The 25,308-nt window shown below is 71.4% G+C and carries 26 protein-coding genes; 10 read left to right on the top strand and 16 right to left on the bottom strand.

The window, feature by feature from the left end; all coding sequences use genetic code 11:
- Positions 1-16: 16 nt before the first annotated feature.
- The 5 genes from ACQKQD_RS15595 to ACQKQD_RS15575 form a co-directional block, all read right to left on the bottom strand.
- Positions 17-139, bottom strand: coding sequence for a hypothetical protein (locus ACQKQD_RS15595; RefSeq protein ID WP_427508805.1), 123 nt, complete (start codon positions 137-139; stop codon positions 17-19).
- Positions 136-366 (bottom strand): hypothetical protein, encoded by a 231-nt coding sequence (locus tag ACQKQD_RS15590; protein ID WP_056528780.1) that lies wholly within the window; start codon positions 364-366, stop codon positions 136-138. The genes ACQKQD_RS15595 and ACQKQD_RS15590 overlap by 4 nt, the downstream gene beginning before the upstream one ends.
- 28 nt (positions 367-394) lie before the next feature.
- Positions 395-2,398 (bottom strand): acetyl-CoA carboxylase biotin carboxylase subunit, encoded by a 2,004-nt coding sequence (locus ACQKQD_RS15585; RefSeq protein WP_427508804.1) that lies wholly within the window; start codon positions 2,396-2,398, stop codon positions 395-397.
- Between the two features lie 100 nt (positions 2,399-2,498).
- A complete protein-coding gene (locus ACQKQD_RS15580) occupies positions 2,499-2,939 on the bottom strand; it encodes a hypothetical protein (protein WP_427508803.1) in 441 nt (146 codons plus the stop codon).
- 162 nt (positions 2,940-3,101) lie between these two features.
- A complete protein-coding gene (locus ACQKQD_RS15575) occupies positions 3,102-3,680 on the bottom strand; it encodes a L,D-transpeptidase (protein ID WP_427508802.1) in 579 nt (192 codons plus the stop codon).
- Between the two features lie 189 nt (positions 3,681-3,869).
- Between ACQKQD_RS15575 and ACQKQD_RS15570 the strand changes: the two genes are divergently transcribed.
- On the top strand, positions 3,870-4,799 hold the full coding sequence (locus tag ACQKQD_RS15570) for a histone deacetylase family protein (RefSeq protein ID WP_427508801.1): 930 nt from the start codon (positions 3,870-3,872) through the stop codon (positions 4,797-4,799).
- Between the two features lie 129 nt (positions 4,800-4,928).
- Positions 4,929-5,543, top strand: coding sequence for a LysE family translocator (locus ACQKQD_RS15565; RefSeq protein ID WP_427508800.1), 615 nt, complete (start codon positions 4,929-4,931; stop codon positions 5,541-5,543).
- Between the two features lie 20 nt (positions 5,544-5,563).
- On the opposite strand, the gene ribB is transcribed toward ACQKQD_RS15565, so the two are convergent.
- The 4 genes from ribB to ACQKQD_RS15545 all read right to left on the bottom strand — a co-directional run bounded on the left by ribB (position 5,564) and on the right by ACQKQD_RS15545 (position 9,624).
- On the bottom strand, positions 5,564-6,640 hold the full coding sequence (gene ribB / locus ACQKQD_RS15560; RefSeq protein ID WP_026604765.1) for a 3,4-dihydroxy-2-butanone-4-phosphate synthase: 1,077 nt from the start codon (positions 6,638-6,640) through the stop codon (positions 5,564-5,566).
- A 32-nt stretch (positions 6,641-6,672) separates the two neighbouring features.
- A complete protein-coding gene (gene aroC, locus ACQKQD_RS15555; RefSeq protein WP_020092049.1) occupies positions 6,673-7,773 on the bottom strand; it encodes a chorismate synthase in 1,101 nt (366 codons plus the stop codon).
- 103 nt (positions 7,774-7,876) lie between these two features.
- Positions 7,877-8,494: a DUF3578 domain-containing protein gene (locus tag ACQKQD_RS15550; RefSeq protein ID WP_427508799.1), complete on the bottom strand. Its 618-nt coding sequence runs from the start codon at positions 8,492-8,494 to the stop codon at positions 7,877-7,879.
- Complete coding sequence (locus ACQKQD_RS15545) at positions 8,491-9,624, bottom strand: anhydro-N-acetylmuramic acid kinase (protein WP_427508798.1); 1,134 nt, start codon at positions 9,622-9,624, stop codon at positions 8,491-8,493. The genes ACQKQD_RS15550 and ACQKQD_RS15545 overlap by 4 nt, the downstream gene beginning before the upstream one ends.
- 123 nt (positions 9,625-9,747) lie before the next feature.
- Here ACQKQD_RS15545 and tyrS point away from each other — a divergent pair, with 123 nt between their 5' ends.
- Together tyrS and ACQKQD_RS15535 are read left to right on the top strand one after the other, a co-directional pair.
- Positions 9,748-11,019, top strand: coding sequence for a tyrosine--tRNA ligase (gene tyrS, locus ACQKQD_RS15540; RefSeq protein WP_427508797.1), 1,272 nt, complete (start codon positions 9,748-9,750; stop codon positions 11,017-11,019).
- A gap of 32 nt (positions 11,020-11,051) precedes the next feature.
- On the top strand, positions 11,052-11,735 hold the full coding sequence (locus ACQKQD_RS15535; RefSeq protein ID WP_091676838.1) for a response regulator: 684 nt from the start codon (positions 11,052-11,054) through the stop codon (positions 11,733-11,735).
- A gap of 15 nt (positions 11,736-11,750) precedes the next feature.
- On the opposite strand, the gene tatC is transcribed toward ACQKQD_RS15535, so the two are convergent.
- From tatC to argS, 6 genes are all read right to left on the bottom strand, one after another.
- Positions 11,751-12,551 carry a twin-arginine translocase subunit TatC gene (tatC, locus tag ACQKQD_RS15530; RefSeq protein ID WP_020092044.1) on the bottom strand — a complete coding sequence of 267 codons (801 nt, stop codon included), beginning with the start codon at positions 12,549-12,551 and terminating at the stop codon, positions 11,751-11,753.
- Positions 12,548-13,147, bottom strand: coding sequence for a Sec-independent protein translocase protein TatB (gene tatB, locus ACQKQD_RS15525; protein ID WP_056528755.1), 600 nt, complete (start codon positions 13,145-13,147; stop codon positions 12,548-12,550). Before tatB ends, tatC begins: the two co-directional genes overlap by 4 nt.
- Before the next feature lie 103 nt (positions 13,148-13,250).
- A complete protein-coding gene (locus ACQKQD_RS15520; RefSeq protein WP_020092042.1) occupies positions 13,251-13,523 on the bottom strand; it encodes a twin-arginine translocase TatA/TatE family subunit in 273 nt (90 codons plus the stop codon).
- Between the two features lie 157 nt (positions 13,524-13,680).
- Positions 13,681-14,685, bottom strand: a complete 1,005-nt coding sequence (nagZ, locus tag ACQKQD_RS15515) for a beta-N-acetylhexosaminidase (RefSeq protein WP_427508796.1) — start codon at positions 14,683-14,685, stop codon at positions 13,681-13,683.
- A 251-nt stretch (positions 14,686-14,936) separates the two neighbouring features.
- On the bottom strand, positions 14,937-16,316 hold the full coding sequence (locus ACQKQD_RS15510) for an SPOR domain-containing protein (protein ID WP_091976498.1): 1,380 nt from the start codon (positions 16,314-16,316) through the stop codon (positions 14,937-14,939).
- Between the two features lie 48 nt (positions 16,317-16,364).
- Complete coding sequence (gene argS / locus ACQKQD_RS15505; protein ID WP_427508795.1) at positions 16,365-18,116, bottom strand: arginine--tRNA ligase; 1,752 nt, start codon at positions 18,114-18,116, stop codon at positions 16,365-16,367.
- A 279-nt stretch (positions 18,117-18,395) separates the two neighbouring features.
- Here argS and ACQKQD_RS15500 point away from each other — a divergent pair, with 279 nt between their 5' ends.
- The gene (locus ACQKQD_RS15500) at positions 18,396-18,848 is read left to right on the top strand and encodes a hypothetical protein (RefSeq protein WP_427508794.1); all 453 of its coding nucleotides are present in this window, start codon (positions 18,396-18,398) and stop codon (positions 18,846-18,848) included.
- Between the two features lie 25 nt (positions 18,849-18,873).
- Here ACQKQD_RS15500 and ACQKQD_RS15495 read toward each other — a convergent pair whose 3' ends face one another.
- Complete coding sequence (locus tag ACQKQD_RS15495) at positions 18,874-20,121, bottom strand: deoxyguanosinetriphosphate triphosphohydrolase (RefSeq protein WP_427508793.1); 1,248 nt, start codon at positions 20,119-20,121, stop codon at positions 18,874-18,876.
- Positions 20,122-20,274: 153 nt separating this feature from the next.
- On the opposite strand from ACQKQD_RS15495, the gene ACQKQD_RS15490 reads away from it, so the two are divergent.
- The 5 genes from ACQKQD_RS15490 to ACQKQD_RS15470 all read left to right on the top strand — a co-directional run bounded on the left by ACQKQD_RS15490 (position 20,275) and on the right by ACQKQD_RS15470 (position 25,307).
- Complete coding sequence (locus ACQKQD_RS15490) at positions 20,275-20,601, top strand: HesB/IscA family protein (protein WP_012319723.1); 327 nt, start codon at positions 20,275-20,277, stop codon at positions 20,599-20,601.
- A gap of 145 nt (positions 20,602-20,746) precedes the next feature.
- Positions 20,747-22,663, top strand: a complete 1,917-nt coding sequence (locus ACQKQD_RS15485) for a hypothetical protein (RefSeq protein WP_427508792.1) — start codon at positions 20,747-20,749, stop codon at positions 22,661-22,663.
- Between the two features lie 71 nt (positions 22,664-22,734).
- Entirely contained in the window at positions 22,735-23,250 is a 516-nt protein-coding gene (locus ACQKQD_RS15480) for a DUF2165 domain-containing protein (protein ID WP_132366643.1), read from the top strand.
- 495 nt (positions 23,251-23,745) lie between these two features.
- A complete protein-coding gene (locus tag ACQKQD_RS15475) occupies positions 23,746-24,963 on the top strand; it encodes a molybdopterin-dependent oxidoreductase (protein WP_427508791.1) in 1,218 nt (405 codons plus the stop codon).
- A gap of 11 nt (positions 24,964-24,974) precedes the next feature.
- The gene (locus tag ACQKQD_RS15470; RefSeq protein WP_427508790.1) at positions 24,975-25,307 is read left to right on the top strand and encodes a c-type cytochrome; all 333 of its coding nucleotides are present in this window, start codon (positions 24,975-24,977) and stop codon (positions 25,305-25,307) included.
- Position 25,308 lies beyond the last annotated feature (1 nt).

Below are 25,308 nucleotides of genomic sequence, written 5' to 3'. Positions count from 1 at the left end.
CCGGAGCTGTGAGAGCCTACTCGCCCGCGGGAGGATCGAGGCGCCGCGCGGCCCGCTCGTTCGCGCGCACGGCCGCGTAGGCGATCGCCAGCGTGATCGCCGGAATGCCGAACGTTACGAAGATCCAGTCGTGGTTCACGGCTTCAGGCTCCGGAGGGCACGCCTCGCGCCGTAATGTAGTGCGCAGCCGGTCCCCAGCCGAACGAGCGTGAAGATCGCGTTCTCGACGCGCAGCGCCGGTGCACTCGGCACACCGAAGCTCGCGGCCGTCATCGGCGTGACGAAGCCGATGACGACGTAGGCAACCGCGATGTTGTTCAGCGCCGTCGCCAGCAGCTTGGTCTGCTCGTTGTGAACCGCGGTCACGGCCGCGAGCGCGACGCGTGCCCCGCGATCAGGCGAATTCCAGGATCACCGCGTCGACCGCGAGGCTGTCGCCCTCCTTGGCGTGGATCTTCCCCACCGTCGCGTCGCGCTCGGCGCGGAGGACGTTCTCCATCTTCATGGCCTCGACGACCGCGATCGGCTCGCCGTTCTTCACCTCCTGGCCCTCGGTGACGAGGATCTGCTTCACGAGGCCGGGCATCGGGCAGAGCACCTGCTTGCCCGAGCCGGCCTGCTCCTTCACCGGCATCAGGGCGGCGAGCTCCGCCTCGCGGCGGGTGTAGACCCGGGCCTCGGCGGCCGCGCCGGCGTGCTGCAGGAACACGCCGTTGAGCAGGCTGCGCACCTGGATCGCCACGCGCTCCGAGCCGATCGTGCCGATCCAGACCGGCTCGCCCGGGCGCCACGCGCTCGCCACCGTGAGCGCCGTGCCGTCGTCGCGGGTGACGAGGATGTCCTCGCCCTCCGGCTCGACCGTCACCGGGAAGGAGTGACCCGCCAGGATCACCACGCGCTCACGCTCGAAGGCGAAGAGGCCGGGCGCGCGCATCTGCCCGGAGATGCCGCGCTTGCGCTGGTTGAGCTTGTGGTCGATCGCCGCCGCCGCTGCCATCATGCGGATCGCCACCGGGCCGGTGGGCTCCGGAGCCGTGAAGCCCTCGGGGAATTCCTCGGCGATGAAGCCTGTGGACAGCCGACCCTCCTGCCAGCGCGGATGGGCCATCAGCGCCGAGAGGAACGGAATGTTGTGGCGGATGCCGTCGATGGCGAAGGCGTCGAGGGCCTCGCCCTGCGCAGCGATCGCCTCGGCCCGGGTCGGCGCCCAGGAGACCAGCTTGGCGATCATCGGGTCGTAGTGGATGGCGATCTCGCCGCCCTCCTCCACGCCGGTATCGTTGCGGATGATCGCCGTGCCCTGCTGGCCCTCCTCCGGCGGACGGTAGGTGGTCAGCCGGCCGATCGAGGGCAGGAAGTTGCGGGTCGGGTCCTCGGCGTAGACGCGGCTCTCGACCGCCCAGCCGTTCAGCTTCACGTCGTCCTGGGTGATCGGCAGCTTCTCGCCGGCCGCGACGCGGATCATCAGCTCGACGAGGTCGAGGCCGGTGATCATCTCGGTGACCGGATGCTCGACCTGCAGACGGGTGTTCATCTCCAGGAAGTAGAAGGACTTGTCCTGCCCGGCGACGAACTCGACCGTGCCGGCCGAATCGTAGTTCACCGCCTTGGCGAGCGCGACGGCCTGCTCGCCCATCTTGCGGCGGGTCTTCTTGTCGAGGAGCGGCGACGGCGCCTCCTCGATCACTTTCTGGTTACGGCGCTGGATCGAGCACTCGCGCTCGCCGAGGTAGACGACGTTGCCGTGCTTGTCGCCGATCAGCTGGATCTCGATGTGGCGCGGGTCGGTGATGAACTTCTCGATGAAGACGCGGTCGTCGCCGAAGGAGGAGGCCGCCTCCGACTTGGCGCGGGCGAAGCCCTCCGCCACTTCCTCGCCCGAGTAGGCGATGCGCATCCCCTTGCCGCCGCCGCCCGCGGAGGCCTTGATCATCACCGGGTAACCGATCTCGTCGGCGATCTTCCTGGCGTGCTCGGGTGATTCGATCACGCCGAGGAAGCCCGGAACCGTCGAGACCTCGGCGGCGGCCGCCGCCTTCTTCGACTCGATCTTGTCGCCCATCGCGGCGATGGCCCCCGGGTTGGGGCCGATGAACACGATGCCGGCGGCCTCGAGCGCCTTCGGGAAGGCCTCGCGCTCGGAGAGGAAGCCGTATCCCGGATGGACGGCCTGGGCGCCGGTCTTCTTGCAGGCCTCGACGATCTTCTCGATCACGAGGTACGATTCGGAGGCGGCAGCGGGCCCGATATGCACGGCCTCGTCGGCCATGGCGACGTGCACGGCGTCGCGATCGGCATCCGAGTAGACCGCTACGGTCTTGATGCCCATCCTCCGGGCCGTCTTGATCACCCGGCAGGCGATCTCACCCCGGTTGGCAATCAGGATCTTGTCGAACATCGCTGGCGCACTGCTTTCGAGATCGCCGGATTGCGCACCGGCTTGACTGTCCCGATAGATCAGTTGCGCCGCGGACGGAAGCTGCGCCTTGGTCTGAGGCTCAGGCGGCCAGGGCGAAGGTCATGCGCGGGGCCTGGACCGCGTCGCGGGCGCGGCGGTTGGCCTCGAGGGCGAAGGCGACCAGCGATTCGGCGCTGCTCTCGGCCTCGCGGACGACTTCCATGGCGATTCGGGCGCCCACCGCGCTGGGGCCGTCGCGGCCGCTGAGCGAGGCGGCGAGCCAGGCGGCGACGTCGCGGTCGATGTAGCCGGTCGGGCGCGAGCCCCACACCGCGAAGTCGACGACCGAGGCGACCAGGAAGTCGGCGAAGGCGTCGGAGCCGATCACCGCGCGCTCGAGGGCGATCAGCAGGTCGGCCTCCTCGCGGTTCATGATCCCGTCCGGGAGAACCTCGCGCTTCAGGACCAGCAGGTCCTCGTCGCTGATCGTGCCGGCCGAGACAGCATGGTTGCAGAACTGTTGAACGGAAATGGTGGTCATGATCGCCTGCCTCCCCGACCTTTGTTGCGGTCGGCTCTAGTCCCTGTGTGTCTTCAACTTACGGGACCGCTCCCCTTCCAGAGGTTAATGGCGAGATCTGAACGGAAGTTCAGGTAAACACCCCCCGAGCAAGCAGGCTTATTGGGACGTTGACCGGTTGCGTTACCGGACGATGACCGTGGCTCCGACGGGGACCCGGTTGTAGAGGTCGACCACGTCGATGTTGCGCATCCGGATGCAGCCGGAGGAGACCGCCTGCCCGATCTTCTCGGGCTCGTTGGTGCCGTGGATCCGGTAGAGCGTGTCGCGGCCGCGATCCGACAGGTACAGGGCGCAGGCGCCGAGCGGGTTCATCGGGCCGCCCTGCATGGCGTGGACGTGCGGCCAGCGCCGGATCATCTCGGCCGGCGGGTTCCAGGCCGGCCACTCCGCCTTGCGGTCGATCCGGGCCGTCCCGGTCCAGCCATAGGCCTCGTCGCCCACCGAGACGCCGTAGCGCATCGCCCGGCCGTTCGGCAGGACGAGGTAGAGCTGGCGCTCCTTGGTCTCGACCACGATCGTGCCGGGCGCCTCCCGGGTCGGGTCGGCGATCTCGTAGCGGGCGAAGTGCGGATCGAACTCGGCCTCCGGGACGAGGGCCATGTACTCGGCGTCGCGGGCCGAGAGGGCGGGATCGGGCACGCCCTTGAAGGTGCAGCCCGCCAGGAGCAGGGCGCAGCCGAGAACCGAGATGATGCGCATGTCCCCGCCTCGAAGATCGTCGCGGCCGCGGACGCAGCGCAGGGATTGGTGATCCGGAGCCGTCCCGTTGACGAATCACGCAACCATAAGGGGGCAACGGCACGCCGCCGTAGTCCGCGCGTCGGGCCCGTGGCACATTGCCGGCTCCTGTTGCAGGTGCGCGACAGGCGAGCATCGGGAGCGACCCTCGTGACCACTCTCTACGTGAGCCATCCCGCGAGCTTCGATCACGAGGTCCCGGAGGGACATCCGGAACGGCCGGCCCGGATGCGCGCGGTGGAGCGGGCCCTGGAGGATGAGCGCTTCGCCGGCCTCGTGCGGGCCACGGCCCCGCGGGGCGAGATCGAGGCCGTCACCCTCGCGCACCCGCGCGAGTACGTGGATGCCCTGATGGCGGCGGTGCCCGAGCACGGCATGGTCGGGATCGATTCCGACACGATCCTGTCGGCGGGCAGCCTGGAGGCGACGCTGCGGGCTGTGGGCGGCGGGATGCACGCCGTCGACGCCGTCGTGGGCGGCGAGTGCCGCAACGCCTTCGTGGCCATGCGCCCCCCGGGCCACCACGCCGAGCGGACCCGCGCGATGGGCTTCTGCCTGTTCAACCACGCCGCCATCGCGGCTCGCCACGCCCGGCAGAAGCACGGCGCCGAGCGGGTGGCCCTGGTGGATTGGGACGTCCATCACGGCAACGGCAGCCAGGACATCTTCTGGAACGACGCCTCGGTGCTCTACTGCTCGACCCACCAGATGCCGCTCTACCCGGGGACCGGATCGCCGTCCGAGCGGGGCGAGAAGGACACGATCGTCAACGTGCCGCTGCGGCCGAACGACGACGGCGAGGTCTTCCGGGAGGCCTTCGAGACCGGAATCCTGTCGCGCCTGGAGGCCTTCCGGCCCGACGTCATCGTGATCTCCGCCGGCTTCGACGCCCACCGGCTGGACCCCCTGGCCAATCTTCGCCTGGAGGCGGAGGATTTCGGCTGGGCGACCCGCCGCCTGATGGATCTCGCCGAGCGCTGCGCGGGCGGCCGGATCGTCTCGATCCTCGAGGGCGGCTACAGCCTCGAAGGGCTCGGCAAGTCGGTGGCGGCCCACGTCGACGCGTTGATGGGGCGCTGACGGCGCCGTTGCGGCCGGCCGGCGGCGCGCCATAATCGGCGTCTCGGGGGAGATCGCAGCCATGTCGTCACGGAGCCGAGCCTGTCCGCCGCTGCGACACGGCCACGTCGCCCGCTCGGGCACCGGTCGATGACGCTCGTGGGCTTCCTGACCTACGCGTTGGGCCTCGGAGTCGCCGCTGCGATCCCCGGGCCGGATGTGGTCGCCCTGGTCGCCCGGGCCCTGGGTTCCGGCTTCGGCGCCGCGATGGCCTTCTCGATCGGCCTGATCCTGGGCGATTTGACCTATCTCGCCGCCGCGATCTTCGGCCTGTCGCTGATCGCGGAAGCGCTCGGCACGGCCTTCGTCGTCCGCTACGGCGCGGCGCTCTACCTCGCCTATCTGGCGCTCCGGCTCTGGCGCGCGGCCGGAGCCGGAACCCGGGTCGAGGGCGAAGCCCGCGACGGGCCGTGGACCAGCTTCGTCGCCGGGCTGACCATCACCCTGGGGAATCCGAAGACGATCGCCTTCTACCTCGCGATCCTGCCCACCCTCGTCGACCTGCGCGGCGTGACGGCGTCGGATGTCGTCGCGCTCGTCGTCCTCACGGCCGCGATCCTCCTCGCCGTGATGACGCCCTACGCGGCGCTGGCGGCGCGGGCGCGCGAGTCTCTGCGCCGGCCGGCCGTCCGCGCGCGGCTGAACCGCGGTGCCGCCGCGATCATGGCCGGCGCGGCTTTCTGGACCGTCCTGCGCCGCGCCTGACCGGGCGTCCCGGCCCCGCCTCAGCCCTCGAGGGGCTCGTCGCCCAGGAGCTCGATACCGAAGCCCGAGAGGCCGACATAGGAGCGGGACGAGGTGGCGAGGTTGCGGATCGAGACCACGCCGAGATCGCGCAGGATCTGGGCGCCGAGCCCGACCTCGCGCCACTGCCGCGCCCGGAGCGCCTCCGTTCCCTCGTCGGTGACGCTCTTGACCGGGACACCCGCGGTGCCGTCGCGGAGATAGACCAGCACGCCGCGCCCGGCCGCCGCGAAGCGCTTGAGCACGGCGTCGATCTGCTTGCCGCCGCCGATCACGTCGGCAGCGACGTTGGAGCGGTGCAGGCGCACCAGCACGTCGCGGCCGTCGCCGATCTCGCCCATCACGAACGCGAATTGCTGGATCGACTCGAAGGGCGTCGAGAAGACGTAAGCGTTCAGGTCGCCGTGGTTCGAGCGCACCGGGAAGTGTCCGACCCGCTCCACCAGACGATCGCGGGCCTGCCGATAGGCGATCAGGTCAGCCACCGAGACCTGCTTGAGGCCGTGCTTCTCGGCGAAGGTCTCGATCTGCGGCCCCTTCATGACGGTGCCGTCGTCGTTGGCGAGCTCGCAGATCACGCCCACGGGCGGCAGCTCGGCGAGGCGGCACAGGTCGACGGCGGCCTCGGTGTGGCCCGAGCGCATGAGCACGCCGCCGTCGCGGGCGATCAGCGGGAAGACGTGGCCGGGCCGCACGAAGTCGCCGGCGCCCATGTTGCCGTTGGCCAGCGCCCGCACGGTGTTGCAGCGCTGCTCCGCCGAGATGCCGGTGGTCAGGCCGTGCTTGACGTCGACCGTGACGGTGAAGGCGGTGCCCAGCGGTGCGTCGTTCGATGCCACCATCGGCGCGAGGTGCAGGCGCCGGGCCTCGGCCTGCGTGATCGGCGCGCAGACGATGCCGCAGGTGTTGCGGATGATGAACGCCATCTTCTCCGGCGTGCAGAGCGAGGCGGCGACGACGAGGTCGCCCTCGTTCTCGCGGTCGTCGTCGTCGGTGACGACCACGATCTCGCCGCGGGCGAAGGCCGCGATGGCCTCTGTGACGGTGCAGTGGGGCACGGGCATTCTCGAATCGTTGGGACGGACCCGGATCAGGGCTGGGATCCGACCTGTCCGCGATGGCGCAGATAGTGATCGGCCAGCACGCAGGCCATCATGGCCTCCGCGACCGGCACGGCGCGGATGCCGACACAGGGATCGTGCCGGCCCTTGGTGACGAGATCGACCTCGCCGCCGTCGCGGGTGACGGAGCGGCGCGGGGTCAGGATCGAGGAGGTCGGCTTCACGGCGAACCGCACCACGACCGGCTCGCCGTTGGAGATGCCGCCCAGGATGCCGCCCGCGTGGTTCGCCAGGAAGCGCGGCCGGCCGCCGTTGCCGGCCCGCATCTCGTCCGCGTTGTCCTCGCCGCGCAGGGCCGCCGCCGCGAACCCGTCGCCGATCTCGACGCCCTTCACGGCGTTGATCGACATCATCGCGGCGGCCAGGTCCGCGTCCAGCTTGCCGTAGACCGGTGCGCCGAGACCGGGCGGCACGCCCTCGGCGACGACCTCGATGACGGCGCCGACCGACGAGCCGTCCTTCCGGAGCCCGTCGAGATAGGTCTCGTAGAAGGACGCCGTCTCGGCATCGGGGCAGAAGAACGGGTTGTTGCCCACCGCGTCCCAGTCCCAGCGGGACCGGTCGATGGCGTGCGGGCCCATCTGCACGAGGGCCGCCCGGATGGTCACGCCCGGGATGACCTTGCGCGCCACCGCGCCGGCCGCGACCCGCGCGGCGGTCTCTCGCGCCGAGGACCGGCCGCCGCCGCGGTAGTCGCGGATGCCGTACTTCACGTCGTAGGTGTAGTCGGCGTGGCCGGGGCGGTAGCTGTCGCGGATCTCCGAGTAGTCCTTCGAGCGCTGATCCGTGTTCTCGATCATCAGCGCGATCGGGGTGCCGGTGGTGAGCTGGCGGCCGCCGGTGCGGTCGTCCGCGAAGACGCCGGACAGGATCTTGACCTGATCGGGTTCGCGGCGCTGCGTCGTGAAGCGCGACTGGCCGGGCTTCCGGCGATCCAGCTCGGCCTGGATCTCCTCGGCCTCCAGGGGCAGGCCGGGCGGGCAGCCGTCGACGACGCAGCCGAGCGCGATCCCGTGGCTCTCGCCGAAGGTCGTGACGCGGAACAGGTGGCCGAAGGTGTTGTGCGACATGGCGCGGCTGCCTTAGCGCGGGAGCGGCGGGGGCACAAACGCGGCCCGTGCAGGGCGGCCGGGCAGACCCGCGCGCGGTGACGGGTCGGAGCGCCCCGCAGCCTCACCGGGCCTTCGGCGAACCGGGCAGATCGAGCCCGCCCCGCGCCTTGAGCGCCCGGTACGCCGCGACCGCCGCCGCGAGATCCCGGCGCAGCCGGCGCTCGTCGCCGAGATCGGCGAGGGCGTAGGTGAGGCCGAGGATGTGGGCGGCCTCGTAGCCCTCCGGCAATTCGCCCGCGCTGCCGAGGGCGATCGCCGCGTTCGGCAGCGCGTCGGCGAAGTCCGACAGCCGAGTCCTGAGCGCGGCGCCGCTGGCGCGAAGATGGGCACCGGCCGCCGCCGGACCGTGGCTGCGGATCGCCGCCACCGTTCCCTGCGCCAGCGACAGGTGCACCGCCTCGCGGTGCGCCGGAAACAGGTAGACGAGGTAGTAGCCCCGCGTGGCGCTGGTGGTGACGGCGGGATCGAACACGGCGATCCAGGGGATCGCGGCCCAGTGGCTCCCGCGCCCCGGGCTGCCCTTCACCAGGAACGGCCCGTCGATCGGCTCCAAAGCGGCGCGCAGCTCGTCCGGCGCACCCCTGCGGATGACGGCGGCGAGCGGGTGGCCGGCCGGCGGGTCGAGCCGGGCGAGCGGGTATTCCTCGACGATCCGCCGGAGGGCGTAGCCGAGGCTCACGGCCGCGCCAGCACCCCGCCGGCGATGGCCTCGCGTACCCCGGTGGTCGCCGGAAAGGTGATCGGCAGGCCCTTGAGCGAGCGCACCGCGAGGTACGCGAAGGCCTGCGCCTCCAGATAGGCGGAGGACCAGCCGATCGCGTCCGCGGTCGTGATCTCGGCGCGCAGGTGGTAGTTCAGGAGCCGCACCAGCTCGCCGTTGCGGGCGCCGCCGCCGGCCACGATCCAGCGGGTCGGGACCTCCGGGGCGTGGTCGAGGGCCCGGGCCACGGCCCGGGCCGTGAAGGCCGTGAGCGTCGCGGCGCCGTCCTCGGTCGAGAGTTGCCCGGCGAGCTTGTGCGAGAACCAGTTCCGGTCCAGCGACTTCGGCGGTTTGCGGAAGAAGAACGGGTGCGTCAGGAGCCAGGCGAGCAGCTGCTCGTCCGGGCGGCCGCGGGCGGCGGTGCGGCCGCCATCGTCGAGGTTCTTGCCCTCGCGCTCCTGCATCCACTCGTCGATCAGGGCGTTGCCGGGACCGGTGTCGAAGGCGATGACGCCCCCCTTCGAGTCGATCAGCGTCGCGTTGGCGACGCCGCCGATGTTAAGGATGCCGAAGGGCCCGTCGAAGCCCGACGCCTCGGCGAGCGCCTTATGGAAGACCGGCACCAGCGGCGCCCCCTGCCCGCCCGCCTCGATATCGGCCCGGCGCAGGTCCGAGACGACCGGGATGCCGAGCCGGGTCGCCAGCGCCTGCCCGTCGCCGATCTGGATCGAGATCCGCTGGTCCGGGCGGTGGATCACGGTCTGGCCGTGGAAGCCGATCACGTCGATCTCGGAGGCATTCAGGCCGTGCTCCTCCAGGAAGCGCTCCACGGCCTCGGCATGGGCGAGGGTGACGAAGGCCTCGGCCTCCGGCAGACGCCCCGGCCGGTCGGCGGGATGGAGGACGGATTCGGCGTCCTTGGTGGCGGCGCGCAGCAGCGCCTTCTCGTCGTCGGCGTAGCCGCGGTAGCCGGTGGGGCCCAGCGGCTCGAGGAAGTTGTTGTGGCCCTTGACCACGTGGACGCGCTCGCCGTCGGTCTCGATCAGCGCGATGTCGACGCCGTCCAGCGAGGTGCCGCTCATCAGTCCGATCGCGCGCATCATCGCCATGCCGTGCTGCCCCGTGCCTTTCGGTCAACGCCCTGCTAAGAGCGCGCCGTATCCTGAACCCAGCGCGAGCTAGCATGCGGGGCCTCGGCCTGTCGCGCCAGCGCGCGACCCGAGATGGCATCCATGACCGCCGAGAGCTTCGCGCCGAAATCCGACTTCCTGCGGATCCTGACCGAGCGCGGCTATATCCACCAGACCTCGGACCTCGCCGGCATCGACGCCGCGGCCCTCGAGGGCCGGCTGACCACCTATGTCGGCTACGACTGCACGGCGCCCTCGCTCCATGTCGGGCACCTGCTGTCGATCATGATGCTGCACTGGCTGCAGGCCACCGGGGGCAGGCCCATCGCCCTGATGGGCGGCGGCACGACCCGGGTCGGCGACCCGTCCGGCCGCGACGAGACCCGCAAGATCCTCACCGTGGAGCAGATCGACGCCAACAAGGCCGAGATCCGCAAGACCTTCGACCGGTTCCTCCGCTTCGGCGACGCGGCCGGCGACGCCGTGATGGTCGATAACGCCGAGTGGCTGACCAAGCTCAACTACATCGAGATGCTGCGCGACGTCGGTCGCCATTTCTCGGTGAACCGCATGCTGTCGATGGACAGCGTGCGCCTGCGCCTGGAGCGCGACCAGGAGCTCTCGTTCCTGGAATTCAACTACATGATCCTCCAGTCCTACGACTTCGTGGAGCTGAACCGCCGCTACGGCTGCGTCATGCAGATGGGCGGCTCGGACCAGTGGGGCAACATCGTCAACGGCATCGATCTCGGCCGCCGCATGGGCACGCCGCAGCTCTACGCCCTGACCTGCCCGCTGCTGACCACGTCGTCCGGCGCCAAGATGGGCAAGACCGCGGCCGGCGCCGTCTGGCTCAACCCGGACATGCTGAAGCCCTACGATTTCTGGCAGTTCTGGCGGAACACCGAGGACGCGGACGTGGCCCGCTTCCTCAAGCTGTTCACCCTGCTGCCCATGGAGGAGATCGCGCGCCTCTCCGCCCTCGCCGGCTCCGAGATCAACGCGGCCAAGACGGTGCTGGCCACGGAGGCGACCGCGCTGATGCACGGCCGCGAGGCCGCCGAGGCCGCCGCCGAGACCGCCCGCAAGACCTTCGTCGAGGGGACGCTGGCCGCCGACCTCCCGAGCGTCACCGTGCCGTCCGCCGCCCTGGAGGCGGGCCTCGGCGTGCTCACCGCCTTCGGGCCGGAGGTCGCCAAGCTCGTGCCGTCCACCAGCGAGGCGCGCCGTCAGATCAAGGGCGGCGGCCTGCGCGTCAACGACGTGCCGGTCACGGACGAGAAGGCTGTCCTCGGCCGCGGCGACGTGACCGCGGACGGGGTCATCAAGCTCTCTTTCGGCAAGAAGCGGCACGTGCTGTTGCGGCCCGAATAGGCCGCCCGAGACCGCCACGAGGGACGGAACGCGTGAGCATAGCCCGCATCCTGGTGATCGACGACGAGCCGCCGATCCGCCGGCTGCTCCGCACCGGTCTCGGGACGCAGGACTACGCGGTCGTCGAGGCCGCCGACGGGGCCGCGGCGCTCGTCGCCCTGGAGGCCGGCGGGGTGGATCTCGCGCTCCTCGACCTCGGCCTGCCCGACATGGCCGGCCACGCGCTCCTGGCGGCGATCCGCGAGCGCTGGCCCGACCTGCCGGTCGTGATCCTGTCGAGCCGCGACGACGAGCGCGGCAAGGTCGAGGCTCTCGATCTCGGCGCCGACGACTACGTCACCAAGCCCTTCGGCATGAACGAGTTGCTGGCGCGCATCCGCGCGGCCCTGCGCCATCGCCTCGCCATGCAGGGTGAGCGGCCGGTCTTCCGGGTCGAGGACCTCTCGGTCGACCTCGTCCGCCGCATCGTCCGCGTCGGCGAGCGCGAGGTGAAGCTGTCGCCGCGGGAATACGAGTTCCTGCGCGTGCTGGTGCAGCACGCCGGCAAGGTGCTCACCCACGCGCAGCTCATGCGCCACGCGCCGGCCTCGTCGGACCCGCAGTACCTGCGCGTCTACATCCGGCAGCTGCGCCAGAAGCTCGAGCCCGATCCCGAGCGCCCGCGCTACCTTCTCACCGAGACCGGCGTCGGCTACCGCCTGCGCGCGCCGGACTGAGCCCGGCGCGCCGGCTCAGGGCTCCAGCCCCTCCTCGACGCGCCGCGCGGCGCGCAGCTTCTCGACCCGCGCCACCGAGAACACCGAGGCCTCGTAGAGGAGCAGCATCGGGATCGCGAGGGAGAGCTGCGAGATGACGTCCGGCGGGGTCAGGATGGCGGCGGCGACGAAGACCAGCACGATCGCGTAGCGGCGCTTCTCGCGCAGGAACGCCGCGTCGATGATCCCGATCTGGCCGAGGAGCGTCAGGATTACCGGCAGCTGGAAGGCGATGCCGAACGCGAAGATCAGCGTCATGATCAGCGACAGGTACTCGTCGACCTTCGGGAGCAGCTTGATCGTCGGCTCCCCGGCGACGCCCACCTGCTGGAGCGACACCGAGAATTTGATCAGCAGCGGCATCGCCAGGAAGAACACCACGAGCGCGCCGAGCAGGAAGAAGATCGGGGTGGCGACGAGGTAGGGCAGGAACGCCTTGCGCTCGTTGCGGTAGAGGCCGGGTGCCACGAAGGCGTAGATCTGCGTCGCGATCACCGGGAAGGCCAGGAAGGCCGCGCCGAAGACGCTGAGCTTGATGTTGGTGAAGACCTGCTCGAGGAAGTGCGTGGCGATCAGCTCGGCGTTCTGCGCACCCACGATGGAGACGTAGGGGTAGACCAGCACGTTGTAGATATCGCGCGAGAAGAAGAAGCACGCGAAGAACATCAGCACGAAGGCGATGAGCGACTTGATCAGCCGCGACCGCAATTCGATCAGGTGCTCGAGCAGGGGCGCCCGGGACGCCTCGATCTCGGCCTCGTCCGCCTCGCTGATCATCGGGCAGCCGTGCCGTTCTTGGACTCTTCGGTGGCGGGATGCGCGGCGGGCGGGTCGGGCGGAGGGCCGAACGGATCGTCCACCGAGCCGGGCACGGGCAGGGGCGCCTCCGCGACCTCGGTCGCCGCACCATGGTCCGACGCGCCGGCTGGCGTCACCGGATGCGTATCGGCGGCGTGAGGCGCCGCCGCGGCTTCTTGCTCGGCCTTCAGCTGCGCCGTGGCGTCGGCCAGCGACCGGGTCTCGACCGGGGGTGTCTCGGGGCCGGGCATCTCCGGTCCCATCTTCTCCGGACCCATCTTGGCCCGGCCCTCGACGGCGCCCTTCAGTTCGTCGCGGATCGTCTGCACCGGATTGAAGGTCGAGCCCGCCGTGCGGACGGTGTTGCGGATGCCGTCGACCTCGCGCCGGACGTCGTCGAGCTCGGCCTCGCGGATCGCCTCGTTGAACTGCATCTGAAACTCGCCGGCCATGCGGCGCAGCTTCGTGGTGATCTGCCCGACGGTGCGCAGCGCCTTCGGCAGATCCTTCGGCCCGATGACGATGAGGGCGACGCCGCCGATCAGCATCACCTCGCCCCAGCTCATGTCCAGCATGTCGTCGACGGTCCTGCTGCCCCGAGATCCGGCACGGCGGCCGGACCCCGTCAGGCTCTACACGAGCGCGCGCGCTCTGACAGTCCTACAGTCAAGCTCGCCCTCAGACCGGCTTGCGCTCGCCGCCGGGGATATGACTCGCCGGGATCGCGGTGCCGGGGCTCGTCTCGGCGGTGTGCGGGATGGTGCGAACCGGCTCGGCCGGAGGCGGCGCGGCCTGGGCCGCCGGCGGGGTCTCGTCCTCGGCCATGCCCTTCTTGAAGGCCTTGATGCCCTTGGCGACGTCGCCCATCAGGTCGGACACCTTGCCGCGTCCGAAGAGCAGCATCACGATGACCGCGACGATGACCCAGTGCCAGATACTCATGCTGCCCATGGCAACCTCCTGCGGGCGCCCCGAAGAAGCGGGAGCGTGACGCCACGTCCGGTTGAGGATTTCGGGGCGAACCTAGGGATCGCGCCGCCCGAACACAAGCAGAGGCGATGCCACGGCCGGTGGAAGGCCGCGATGGAACGTCGCGCGGTGTGTCAGGTCAGGCGGCGGCGAGGGCCGCGGCGAAGCGGTCGCGGGCTTCCGCGACGTCGAGCCCGTCGCCGGCGGGGTCGAGCCGCGCCAGCGCGGCGGCGGCGCGCCGCGCGGCCTCGCCGGTCAGTTCGGGTGCCGCCTCGGCCACAGCCTGCATCTCGGCGCGCGCGCCGTTGCAGTGGAGGCCGATGTCGATCCCCGCCGCGAAGGCGCGCTCCGTCCGGTCGCGGAACGTGCCGGTCAGCGCGTGCATGGACAGGTCGTCGGTCATCAGCAGGCCGTCGAAGCCGATGGCGCCGCGAATGATGTCGCGGATGACGGTGTCCGACTGGGTCGCCGGCCGGTCGGGGTCAATGGCGGTGAAGACGACGTGCGCGCTCATCGCCATCGGCAGGTCTGCGAGGGCGCGGAAGGTGCGGAAATCCTGCCCGGCGAGATCCGCGCGGGTCGCGTCGACCACCGGGAGGCCGTGGTGGCTGTCGCAGGTGGCGCGCCCGTGCCCGGGGATGTGCTTCATCACCGGCAGGACGCCGCCGGCCATCAGGCCCTCGGCGACGGCGCGTCCGATCTCGGCGACCCGTTCCGGACTCGTCGCGTAGGCGCGGTCGCCGATGATGTCGTGCGAGCCCGGCGCCGGCACGTCGAGGACGGGGGCGCAGTCGACGTTGATGCCGACCTCGGCAAGGTCGTGCGCCATGAGGCGCGCCCCGAGCCGGGCGACGGTCGCGGCGCTGCCGTTCAGCCGACTGTAGCGGCCGCCGGCCGGATAGGCCGGCCAGTGGGGCGGGCCCATCCGCTGGACCCGGCCGCCTTCCTGGTCGATCAGGATCGGCGCCCGGTCGGACCCGACGCAGTCCCGGAGTGCCCCGGTGAGGGCGCGGACCTCGTCGGGCGTCCCGATGTTGCGCTTGAACAGGATGAAGCCCCACGGCTTCACGTCCCGGAAGAAGGCCCTCTCCTCCGCCGTGAGCGACGGGCCGGTGCAGCCGAGAATCAGGGCGCGGGAGGTCATCTGGAACGACTCGGGGACAGCTCGGTTGCGGCGCGAAGACGGCGCGAGAACGGCGGCGGAACCGCCGGACGGCGCGAATCGATGGCGACAGAGTCGGGCGGGAACGGGGAGCCGGCAAGACCAAACCGGGGCCCCGGACCGGTGGCCGGGGCGATCGCGCCGCCCGTGTTGCCTAGGGGACTCGGTCGGACGGGCGACGCGGATCACCGCGGACGGGCACGCCGTCCCGTCCGCGAGGTGCCGTCAGGAGATCAGTTCTTGGCCACGAAACACTGGCCACCCGCGCCCTGCAGGGCGCTGCACAGGCTCGCGGCCTGGGCCTTCTCCAGCGGTCCGACGCGGACGCGGTAGATCGTCTTGCCGTTGACCTCGGCCTGCCGGATCAGCTCGGGCTTGCCGGCGAGCTGCGCGTACTTGGCCTGCAACTGGTGGAACGCGGCCTTGGCCTCGGCGGCGGAGCTGCGCACCCCGAGCTGGACCGAGAAGCCGCTGACCGGGCCGGACTTCACGGCGTCGTCGTCCGTCGTGGTGCTGGCGGTGGTGTCGGGCGCGGCCGCCCCGGCCGGAGCGACGGCGGCGATGCGCTGGGCGGCCTTCGGCGGCGGCTTCACGGCCACCGGCTTGGGCGCCGGCTGCTCGACCGCGGCTTCCGGCTGCGCGTCGACGGGCGTGGCCGTGGTCGCCGGCATGGCTGCGGCGGTCTGGCGGACGGGCCTGGACTTCGGGGCCGGCGGGGCGGGCGGCTCGTCGCTCGGCAGGACCATGGTGGGGATCGGGGCCGGCCCGGCATCGGCGGCCTGCTGCTCGCGCGGCGGCGGCGCGGGCGGCGCTTCGGGCTTGACCGCCACGGTGCGGACGCGGCGCGGCTCCCCGAAGGCCTCGAACGGGCCGCTGCCCGGCGTCGTGCCGCCCTGGGCGCCGCTCGGCTGCGACGGGCCCTGGGCCGCCCGCGCGGCCTCGGCCACGTCGAGGGGCTGCTCCTCGCGGTTCACGATCTTGATCTGGCCGTCCTTCTTGCCCTTCGGGTCGTAGATCTGCCGATTCTGATCCGGGATCTCGACGCCGTCGGCGACCTTCGGGGCGACCTTGAGGGGCGTGGAATCGGCCTGGACCACCGGCACGCCGCCGTGGCCAGAATTGCTCAGGCCCTTGTAGGTGAGCGCACCTGTGACGGCGAGCGCCACCACGGCGACGCCGGCACCCACCGAGACGAGCCGCCGCCGCGGATTGGCGCGCCGGAGCGCGCGGCTGTCCGCGTAGGTCTCCTCGTCGCCGGTCGAGGTCGGGCCGCTCTCCGGAGCGTAGCCGGCGCCCTCGCGGTGTGTGTCCTGCTCTACCGAGGCGAGATACTGGTCGAACGCGTCGGCCGGCGTGGCCTTGGCGGGTTCCGGGGCGAAGCTCGGCTCGACCCGGGCATTCCAGGCGGCCTGCTGCGGCGCGGCGGGCGCGACGGCGCGCATCTCGTCGCGGGCCGCGAGCAGCGCCCGGAACGGGTCGTCCTGGCCGACGATGCGGGCGAGTTCCGCCAGCGGGTCGCCCTTGCCGGACGCCTGCGGCGCTTGGCCCTTCTCCTGACGCAGATCGCGCGCGAGGGCGTCCAAATCGACCTGAGCGCGCGAAGCGTTCGTCATGGCAGCATCCTCACATCAACGCCGAAGACCGGCCCGATGCACTCGGGCCTATCGCATCTCGTCCGGCGCGGTCACACCGAGAATCGCAAGGCCGGCCGCCAGCGTGCTCCGCAGAGCTTCGACGAGCGCCAGCCGGGCCCACGTCGACTTTCGGTCGGTTGCATTAACAAACCGTAATTGCGGCAAGTCTTTGCCCTTGTTCCAGAAACTATGCAGCGCGGAGGCCAGTTCATAGAGGTGGAAGGCGATTCTGTGCGGCTCGTGCGCCAGCGCCGCGGATTCGAGGACCCGCGGGTACTGCGCGATGAGGCGCATCATCTCGATCTCGCCCGGGTCGCTCAGCACGGAGAGGTCCGCCTCACGGGCCAGCGCCGCGGCCGAGAGGTCGGCGTCCGGGAAGGCCTCGCGCGCCTGCCGCTGCACCGAGCGGACGCGGGCATGGGCGTACTGGACGTAGAAGACCGGGTTGTCCTTCGTTTGCTCCACGACCTTGGCGAGGTCGAAATCCAGGGTCGCGTCGTTCTTCCGGTAGAGCATCATGAACCGGATCGCATCGCGGCCGACCTCGTCGATCACGTCGCGCAGGGTCACGAACTCGCCGGCCCGCTTGGACATCTTGACCGGCTCGCCTGCGCGCAACAGCCGCACGAGCTGGCAGAGCTTGACGTCGAGCGTGGCCTTGCCGTCGCTGACCGCCTTCACGGCAGCCTGCATGCGCTTCACGTAGCCGCCGTGATCGGCTCCCAGGACGTCGATCAGCTCGGTCGCGCCGGCGAGGTACTTGGCCCGGTGGTAGGCGATGTCGGAGGCGAAGTACGTGTACGAGCCGTCCGACTTCAGCAGCGGGCGGTCGCTGTCGTCGCCGAATTCCCGGGTGCGGAACAGCGTCTGCTCGCGGTCCTCCCAATCCTCCGGCAGCTGACCCTTGGGCGGCGGCAGGCGGCCCTCGTAGACGAGGCCCTTGGCGCGCAGTTCCGCGAGCAGGGACTTCACGGCCCCGCTCTCCTGGAGCGTGCGCTCGGAGAAGAACACGTCGTGGCGGATGCCGATCGCCGCCAGGTCCGCCCGGATCATGTCCATCATCATGCCGAGCGCGGTCTCGCGCACCGCGGGCAGCCACTCCGCCTCGGGCTTTTCGAGGAGCGCGCGGCCGTGAGTCTCGGCCAGCGCGGCGCCCACCGGCTTCAGGTAGTCGCCCGGGTAGAGCCCCTCGGCGATCGCGAAGGGCTCGCCCAGGGCCTCGCGGTAGCGCTGGAAGGCCGAGCGGGCCAGTACGTCGACCTGAACGCCGGCGTCGTTGATGTAGTATTCCCGCGTCACCTGCCGGCCGGCGGCGACGAGCAGGTTGCACAGAGCGTCGCCGAACACCGCGCCGCGGCCGTGCCCGACATGCATCGGCCCCGTCGGGTTCGCCGACACGTACTCGACGTTGATCGGGCCGCCGGGCAGCCGCGCGCGGCCGAACGCCTCCGGCGCCGTCAGCGCGTCGCGCACGACCGCGTGGAAGATCGCGGGGTCGAGCCGCAGGTTGATGAAGCCCGGCCCGGCGACGCTCACCTCGACGATCCGCGGGTCCGCGCGGAGCTCCGCCGCCAGGGCCTCGCCCAGCGCCTTCGGGTTGGCTCGCGCCTCCTTGGCGAGGACCAGGGCGGCGTTGGTGGCGAGGTCGCCGTGCGACGCGTCGCGGGGCGGCTCGACCACCACGCGGCCCAGGTCGAGGCCCTCGGGCAGGTGGCCGGCGCGGGTCAGCGCCTCCACGGCCTCGCGCACGCGCGCCTCGAACAGGGCGAAGATGTTCATGGGTCTCGATCTCGCTCGCGCGGGGGTCTCGTCGCCCGGCCCGTCCGGCCTGCGCCCGCCCCGGCGGTCTAGCAAGGGGGCGGGAGGGTGTCACGGCGCCGGGCCGCGCACCGAGCCCGCGGAATCCGCGGTCACGGCATCGCTCCGGTAACCACGTGCGCGTCGCCGACGGGTTATCCCGCGCGACGAATACGGATCGCCCAGTGTCCGTCTTGTCTCGAACGAGACGACACGGTGTCATCGTCGGCGATCGTGAGTAGGCCGATCGCGGAGTTACTGATGAAGACCTTGACGATTGCGGGCACGGCGCTCTGCGCGCTCATCCTGGCCGCGCCGAGTGCCGAGGCGGGCGGGTTCCGCGGCGGCGGATTCCATGGTGGCGGATTCCATGGTGGCGGATTCTATGGTGGCAGCTTCCGGGGCGGTTACCGCGGTGGCTACGGCTACCGCAGCGGCTACGTGGCCCGCGGCTTCTACGGGCGCGGCTACGGTTACGGCTACCGCGGCGGCTACGGTCGGGCCCTCGGCTACGGGCTGGCCGGCGCGGGGATCGGCCTCGGGCTCGGGCTCGCCGCCGGCAGCGTCTACGGCGGCTACGGTTATGGCGGCTACGGCTACGGCTACCCGGCCGCCTACGGCGGTTACGGCTACGGTTACGGCTATCCCGCCACCTACGGTGGCTACGGCTACGGCGGGTGCTACGGCAGCTTCACCTGCGGCTGCGGCTGCTGACACGCGCCGGCCCCGCGCCGGGCCCTCAGGGCTCGGCGAGGGGCAGGCCCCGGCTGGGCAACTCCCAGTGGAGGTCCGGCGTCGTCGCGTAGAGCTTGCGATGCGCCAGGACCGCGTAGGTGTCGGTCATGCCGGCGATGTAGTCGGCGACACGACGGGCGACCCGGGCCTCGGTGGCCCCGTCGAGACCGGCGCTCCACTCCTCCGGCATCCGGGACGGCGCCGCGGTGAACGCGGCGAACAGGTCGTTGACGATGGCGTCGGCCTTCTTCCGCACGGCCACCACGCCGGGATGCCGATACATCCGCTCCCACAGGAAGCGCATGATCTCGGCGTCGGCCGCCGCGATCTCCGGCGAGAACACGATGACCGGCTGATCCGCGTTGCGGATGTCCTCGACGCGCTGCGGATCCAGGGCGGCGATGCGGCGGCCGCCCTCGCGGATGACGTCCTCGACGAAGCGGGTGATCACCCGGCGGGCGAGCTCGTGGATCATCCGCGACGGCTCCAGGCCAGGATGCAGCCGGTCGATCTCGTCGAGCAGCGCGGCCAGGAACGGGACCGCCCGCAACTCCGGGATCTCGAACAGGCCGGCGCGCAGCCCGTCGTCGAGGTCGTGGGCGGCGTAGGCGATGTCGTCCGCCAGGGAGGCGGCCTGGGCCTCGGGGCCGGCCTGGCTCCACAGGTCGAGGGGATTCAGCGCGTCGTATTCCAGGATCGCCGCCGGGATACCGCGGGCGGCGTAGCGGGGCGTCGGGCGGGCGTCCGCGGTGAGCAGCGGACCGTTGTGCTTGACGAGGCCCTCCAGCGTCTCCCAGGCGAGGTTCAGCCCGTCGAAGCCGGCGTAGCGCCGCTCCAGCCGGGTGACGATCCGCAGCGCCTGGGCGTTGTGGTCGAAGCCGCCGTGGCGCGCCATGCAGGCGTCGAGGGCATCCTCGCCGGTATGGCCGAAGCAGGTGTGGCCGAGGTCGTGGCTGAGGGCCAGCGCCTCCGCGAGGTCCTCGTCGAGCCCGAGGGCGCGCGCGAGCGCCCGGCCGATCTGGCTCACCTCTAGGGTGTGGGTCAGGCGGGTGCGGTAGTGGTCGCCCTCGTGATGCACGAAGACCTGCGTCTTGTGCTTCAGGCGCCGGAACGCCGTCGAGTGGATGATCCGGTCCCGGTCGCGCTGGAAGTCGCTGCGGGTCGGCGAGCCGGCCTCCGGGATCAGGCGGCCCCGGGTGCGGGCCGGGTCGGTGGCGTAGGGCGCGCGCCAGCGCTCACCGTTCGGTCGCACGGCATCCGCTCTGAAACTCACGCACCCTGCTCATGACGGCTCCCCGCCCGGCGCGTTGCGGCGCGGGCTTGCGGCTCATATCTTGTGGGTCGAGGCGCTCTCGGCAACGGGCCGGGCGCGCCGTCCACCGAACGAATGCGTGGCCAGAGACCGATGGCTGAGATCACCCTGACCGCCCGCGCGGCCAAGCGCATCAACGAGATCATGGTGTCGGAGCCGGCCGGCTCGTCGCTGCGGATCAGCGTCAACGGCGGCGGCTGCTCGGGCTTCTCCTACGCCTTCGACATCACCCGCGCCCGCGAGGCGCAGGATGTCGCGATCGAGCGCGACGGCGCCACCGTGATCGTCGATCCGGTCTCGCTCGAGTACATGAGCGGCTCGACCATCGATTTCGTGAACGACCTGATCGGGCAGTCCTTCAAGATCGAGAACCCGCTCGCCACCGCCTCCTGCGGCTGCGGCACCTCCTTCTCGTTGTAGCGCCCGGCCCGGCGCCGCCGCGCCGTTGCGTTCGTACGACACCTTTCCCGGCTCGATCGCCCGGGCCGGCGCGCGCGATTGCCTCGCCCGGCAAAACACGGCACGGCTAGGGCATCCCCGCGAGAGCCCTGGTCCGGACGCTGCCATGAACCACCCGAAGGCCCGTCTCCGCCTCCGGTCGGCCTGGGCGGCGGCCGTCACGCTCGCCCTTCTCGGCCTCGCGCCCGCGCCGCTCGCCGCGCAGGAGGGCGCCGCCGCCGTCCAGGACGTGACGGTCAACGACGTGGTGATCCCGCTGGGCGGCACCCTGCTGAAGGCACCGAAGCTGACGGCGAGCGGAACGCGCCTCTCCAAGGAGGATCTCGCGGCGATCCTGCGCCCGGATTCCAACGTGCCCTGGGAGCAGCGTCTCGCCCGGCTCGACGCCGGCAGCCTGACCGTCCCGGTCCTCGTCTCCGAGAATGCGGGTCCCGGCGAGAACCGGCAGACCGTCACCTACCGCGACGTGGTCGCCCGCGACATCCGGGCCGGCCGCGTCGGCGAGCTGACGGCGGCCGGCGCGACGGTCAGCTCCGTCGCGGGGCCGAACCGCGGGTCCGGGACCTACGGTCAGGTGCGCGCCACGGACCTGGATCTCGCCGCGCTCAGCCGGCTCTACACGGTGCCCGGCGACGGCAAGGGACCGGTTCAGCGCGTCTACGGGACCATCCAGGTCTCGGACGTCACCTACTCGGACGCGCGCGGCACCACCGTGAAGATCGCCCGCCTCGACGGCCGCGACCTCGGCGGCCGGCAGGTCCCGGACGGCTGGAGCGGCGCCTTCGCCATCGTGGCGAACGGCTTCGACGGCGCCAGCGACCGCCGCCCCCTGGCCGCGGCCGCCGCCGATCTCATCGACGCCACCTCGGTCGGCAGTCTGGAGATGCAGGGCCTGAGCGTCAGCGACACCGATCCGAAGGGGCCGGTGCTGTTCGAGATCGGCCGGGCCGCCTACACCTCCTCGGGCTCCGAGGGCGGTACCACCCTGGACAACCTGTCGATGACCCGCGGCGCGCTGCGGATCCATGTCGGCCGCGTGGCCGCGCTGGGGACCTCCCTGGCGCCGACCGTCGCGACCCTCCAGGGCATCGCCGCCGAGCCGACGGGCGGCGCCGGCTTCTCCGACGTCGAGATGCGTCGCCTGACGCCGAAGCTCGGCACGCTCACCCTCACCGACCTGTCGATCGACCTGCCGCCCGAGGCCGAGGCCGAGCGGGCGCCTCCCCGCGACGTCCGGCCCCCGGCCCGCGGCGCCCTGCCCGAGCCGGGCCGGTCGGCGCGGACACCCGAGCCCAGGCCGGCCGACAGGACCGCAGATCCCCTGGCGGTCACGGTGTCGCCGCGGCCGTCCCCCCGCGTCGCGCTGCGCGAGGCGGCCCTGGCCTTCGGCCCGCTGACCGATGGCGTGCCCAGCGCGACCCGCATCAGCCTCACCGGCCTGAGCCTGCCCGCCGACCTGCTCGCGGGCGCGCCGCTCCTCGGCCTGCTGCCGGCCTACGGCTACCGGGACCTCGACCTCAACCTCGTGGCCGACGCGAGCCTGGACGAGAAAGCCCGCGACCTCGCCCTGCGCGAGGTCACGATCTCCGGGCGGGACATCGGCACCGTCCGCCTGTCCGGCACGCTCGGAGGCATCGGGCCCGAACTGTTCTCCGGCACCCTGCCGGCGGCGACCATGGTGATGTTCTCGGGCAGCGCCAAGACCCTGAACCTGACGGTCGAGAATGCCGGCCTGTTCGAGCGCTTCCTGGCCGCGCAGTCGAAGGATCTCAGCCTCAAGCCGGACGAGCTGCGCAAGGAATACGTCACCGCCAGCCTGCTCGGCGTGCCGATCATCCTGGGCAACAGCGCGGCCGCCAAGGGGATCGGCGCCGCCATGGGCCAGTTCGTGATGAAACCCGGCAAGCTCGTGGTGCACGCCAAGTCCAGGGAGCCGGCGGGGATCGGCTTCATCGACCTGGGCGCGGCGCGCTCACCGGCCGCCGTCCTCGACCGGCTCGAGGTCGAGGCGAAGGCGAACTGAGGGGCACCGCGATCGGCCGAGGCCATGGCCCGGCTCCGAAGGCGACGCCCGCATATCTGGAAGGGCCGCCCATGCTCGCCGTCCGCCTCTCGAAGGCCGCCCTCGTCGGCGCCCTGGCCCTGACCTGCACGCTGGTCGTGTACGGCAACGTCACGGAGCCGGCGGTGAACCTCGCCTTCGTGCAGCACGTGCTGTCGATGGACACGATCCTGCCGGATTCGGGCATCGCCGACCGCGCGATCACCGATCCGGCACTGCAGCGCGGCGCCTTCGCGATGATCGTCGCCGCGGAGGCTGTCACGGCGCTCCTGCTCTGGATCGGCGTCGCGCTGATGCTGGCGCGGCTGCGGGCCCCGCGCGGCGACTTCGACCGGGCCAAGACCTGGGCGATCGCCGGCCTGAGCGTCGGCTTCCTGGTCTGGCAGGCGGGCTTCCTGGGCATCGGCGCCGAGTGGTTCGGCATGTGGATGTCGAAGGTCTGGAACGGCCAGCAATCCGCCTTCCGCTTCGCCATGACGGTCCTCGGCGTGATGATCTACGTCGCCCTGCCCGAGGCCGAGGATCCGGAGGCGGGCCGCAGAGGCTGAGATCGCGCGGCCGGCACCGCCCCGACGCGGGTGCTGTCGTGCCGACCGCGTTCTCGGACTTCGCCGCACCGCCACCCGGAACGATCGGGAATCGCGATCAGTTCGTTCCATAAGTTCTGTTGGATTGAACGCTCGGCGAGAGGGATGGTGGCTTCCTGTTCCGGAGCCGAGCCGTGTCGCGCAGGACCAACCCTCTATCGATCGCGTGCCGCATCCGCGGTTCGGTAGCCAGGCTTGGCTCCCGCGTCGCGGTCAACCCCAGAGCCGTCGGCCCGAGGCGGTCGAGGTCGCGATCGTCGGCCGGGTCCTGGACCTGCACCCTCGCTCGCCGCGCTCACCGCCGTCAGCCTCCACCTGATCCGCCTTCTCGGCATCGCGTGATGCCCGGGTCCAGTTCGAGGAGCGTCAGGAGAGAGATCAGACCGCGGAACCGCGATCTGCAAACCGCAGAGCAACGGTCATCGAGTTACCCCAAGCCGTTGAGGAGACATTGCCGTGAGCCAATCCGCCCTTCCCCGCCGTGCCGTGCTGGCCGGCCTCGGCCTCGGAGGCCTCGCTGCGGCCGCCCCGGCCTGGGCCGCCGGCACGGTCAGACTCCCCCTGCCCGGCGGTCCCGAGCAGCGCGCGGTCACGACCGCCTTCCCCGGGAAGGGCGCGATGATCCTGCAGCGCACCCGGCCGCCGCTGCTGGAGACACCCTTCGCGGTGTTCGACGAGGGCGTGTTCACCCCCAACGACCGCTTCTACGTGCGGTGGCACTGGGCCGAGATCCCGACCGCGATCGACGTGCCGTCCTTCCGACTGACAGTGCGCGGCCACGTCGAGACGGCCCTGTCGCTGTCCCTCGACGCACTCGCCGGCATGCCGCGATTCGAGATTGCGGCGGTCAACCAGTGCTCGGGCAATTCGCGGGGCCTGTTCGTGCCGCGGGTCCCCGGCGCGCAGTGGGCCAACGGCGCGATGGGGAACGCACTCTGGACCGGCGTACGCCTGAAGGACGTGCTCGACCGCGCGGGCGTGAGGGCCGGCGCCGTGCAGGTGCGCTTCGCCGGCCTCGACGAGCCGGTCGTGAGCGACGCGCCGCACTTCCGGAAATCCCTGGCCCTGGACCATGCCCGCGACGGCGAGGTGATGATCGCCTACGCGATGAATGGCGCGCAGTTGCCGCTGCTGAACGGCTTCCCGCTGCGCCTCGTCGTTCCGGGCCGGTACTCGACCTACTGGGTCAAGATGCTGTCGGACATCGAGGTTCTGGACAGGCCCGACGATCAGTACTGGATGGAGACGGCCTACCGCATCCCGGACGTGCCGGGAGCCAACGTCCGGCCCGGCCAGACCGGCTTCAAGACGGTGCCGATCGACCGCATGGTGCCGCGCGCCTTCGTGACGAACCTGCAGGACGGCGCCCGGGTCGCGGCCGGCGCGCCGGTGGCCGTGCGCGGCATCGCCTTCGGGGGCGATTGCGGGGTCAGGTCCGTGGAGATCTCCACCGACGGCGGCGCGTCTTGGGCGCCGACGCGGCTCGGGACCGACGCGGGCGCCTACAGTTTCCGCCGCTTCGACGTCGACTTGCCGGCCCTCGCGACCGGCACCCGCGCCGTCAAGGTCCGCTGCACCAACACGAACGGACTCGCGCAGCCGATGGACCCCGTCTGGAACGGCGCGGGCTTCATGCAGAACGGCGTCGAGACCGTGACGCTCCAGGTCGCCTGAGGAGGAGTTTCATGTCCCTGACGCCAACAGCGCGCTGCCTGGCCGCGCTCGCCCTGATCCCCGTCTCCGCGGCCGCCGCGCCGGAGCCGATGCGCTTCACGTCGCAGCAGGTCGAATGGCCCACGTCCGATCAGGTCTTCCCGGCGGGACCGGGCGCCGAGGCGATCAGCAACACCTGCCTCGCCTGTCACTCGGCCGGGATGATCCTCACGCAGCCCGCCCTGTCGAAGGCGCAGTGGAGCGGGATCGTCGACAAGATGATCCACAGCTACAAGGCGACCGTGGATCCCGCCGACCGGCAGGCCATCATCGACTATCTCGCCGCGCTGAAGCCGCGGCCCTGAC

Origin of the sequence: Methylobacterium sp. NPDC080182, from assembly GCF_050281105.1 — a bacterium.
Lineage (GTDB): Bacteria > Pseudomonadota > Alphaproteobacteria > Rhizobiales > Beijerinckiaceae > Methylobacterium.
This window is presented reverse-complemented; position numbering and strand designations above follow the sequence as displayed.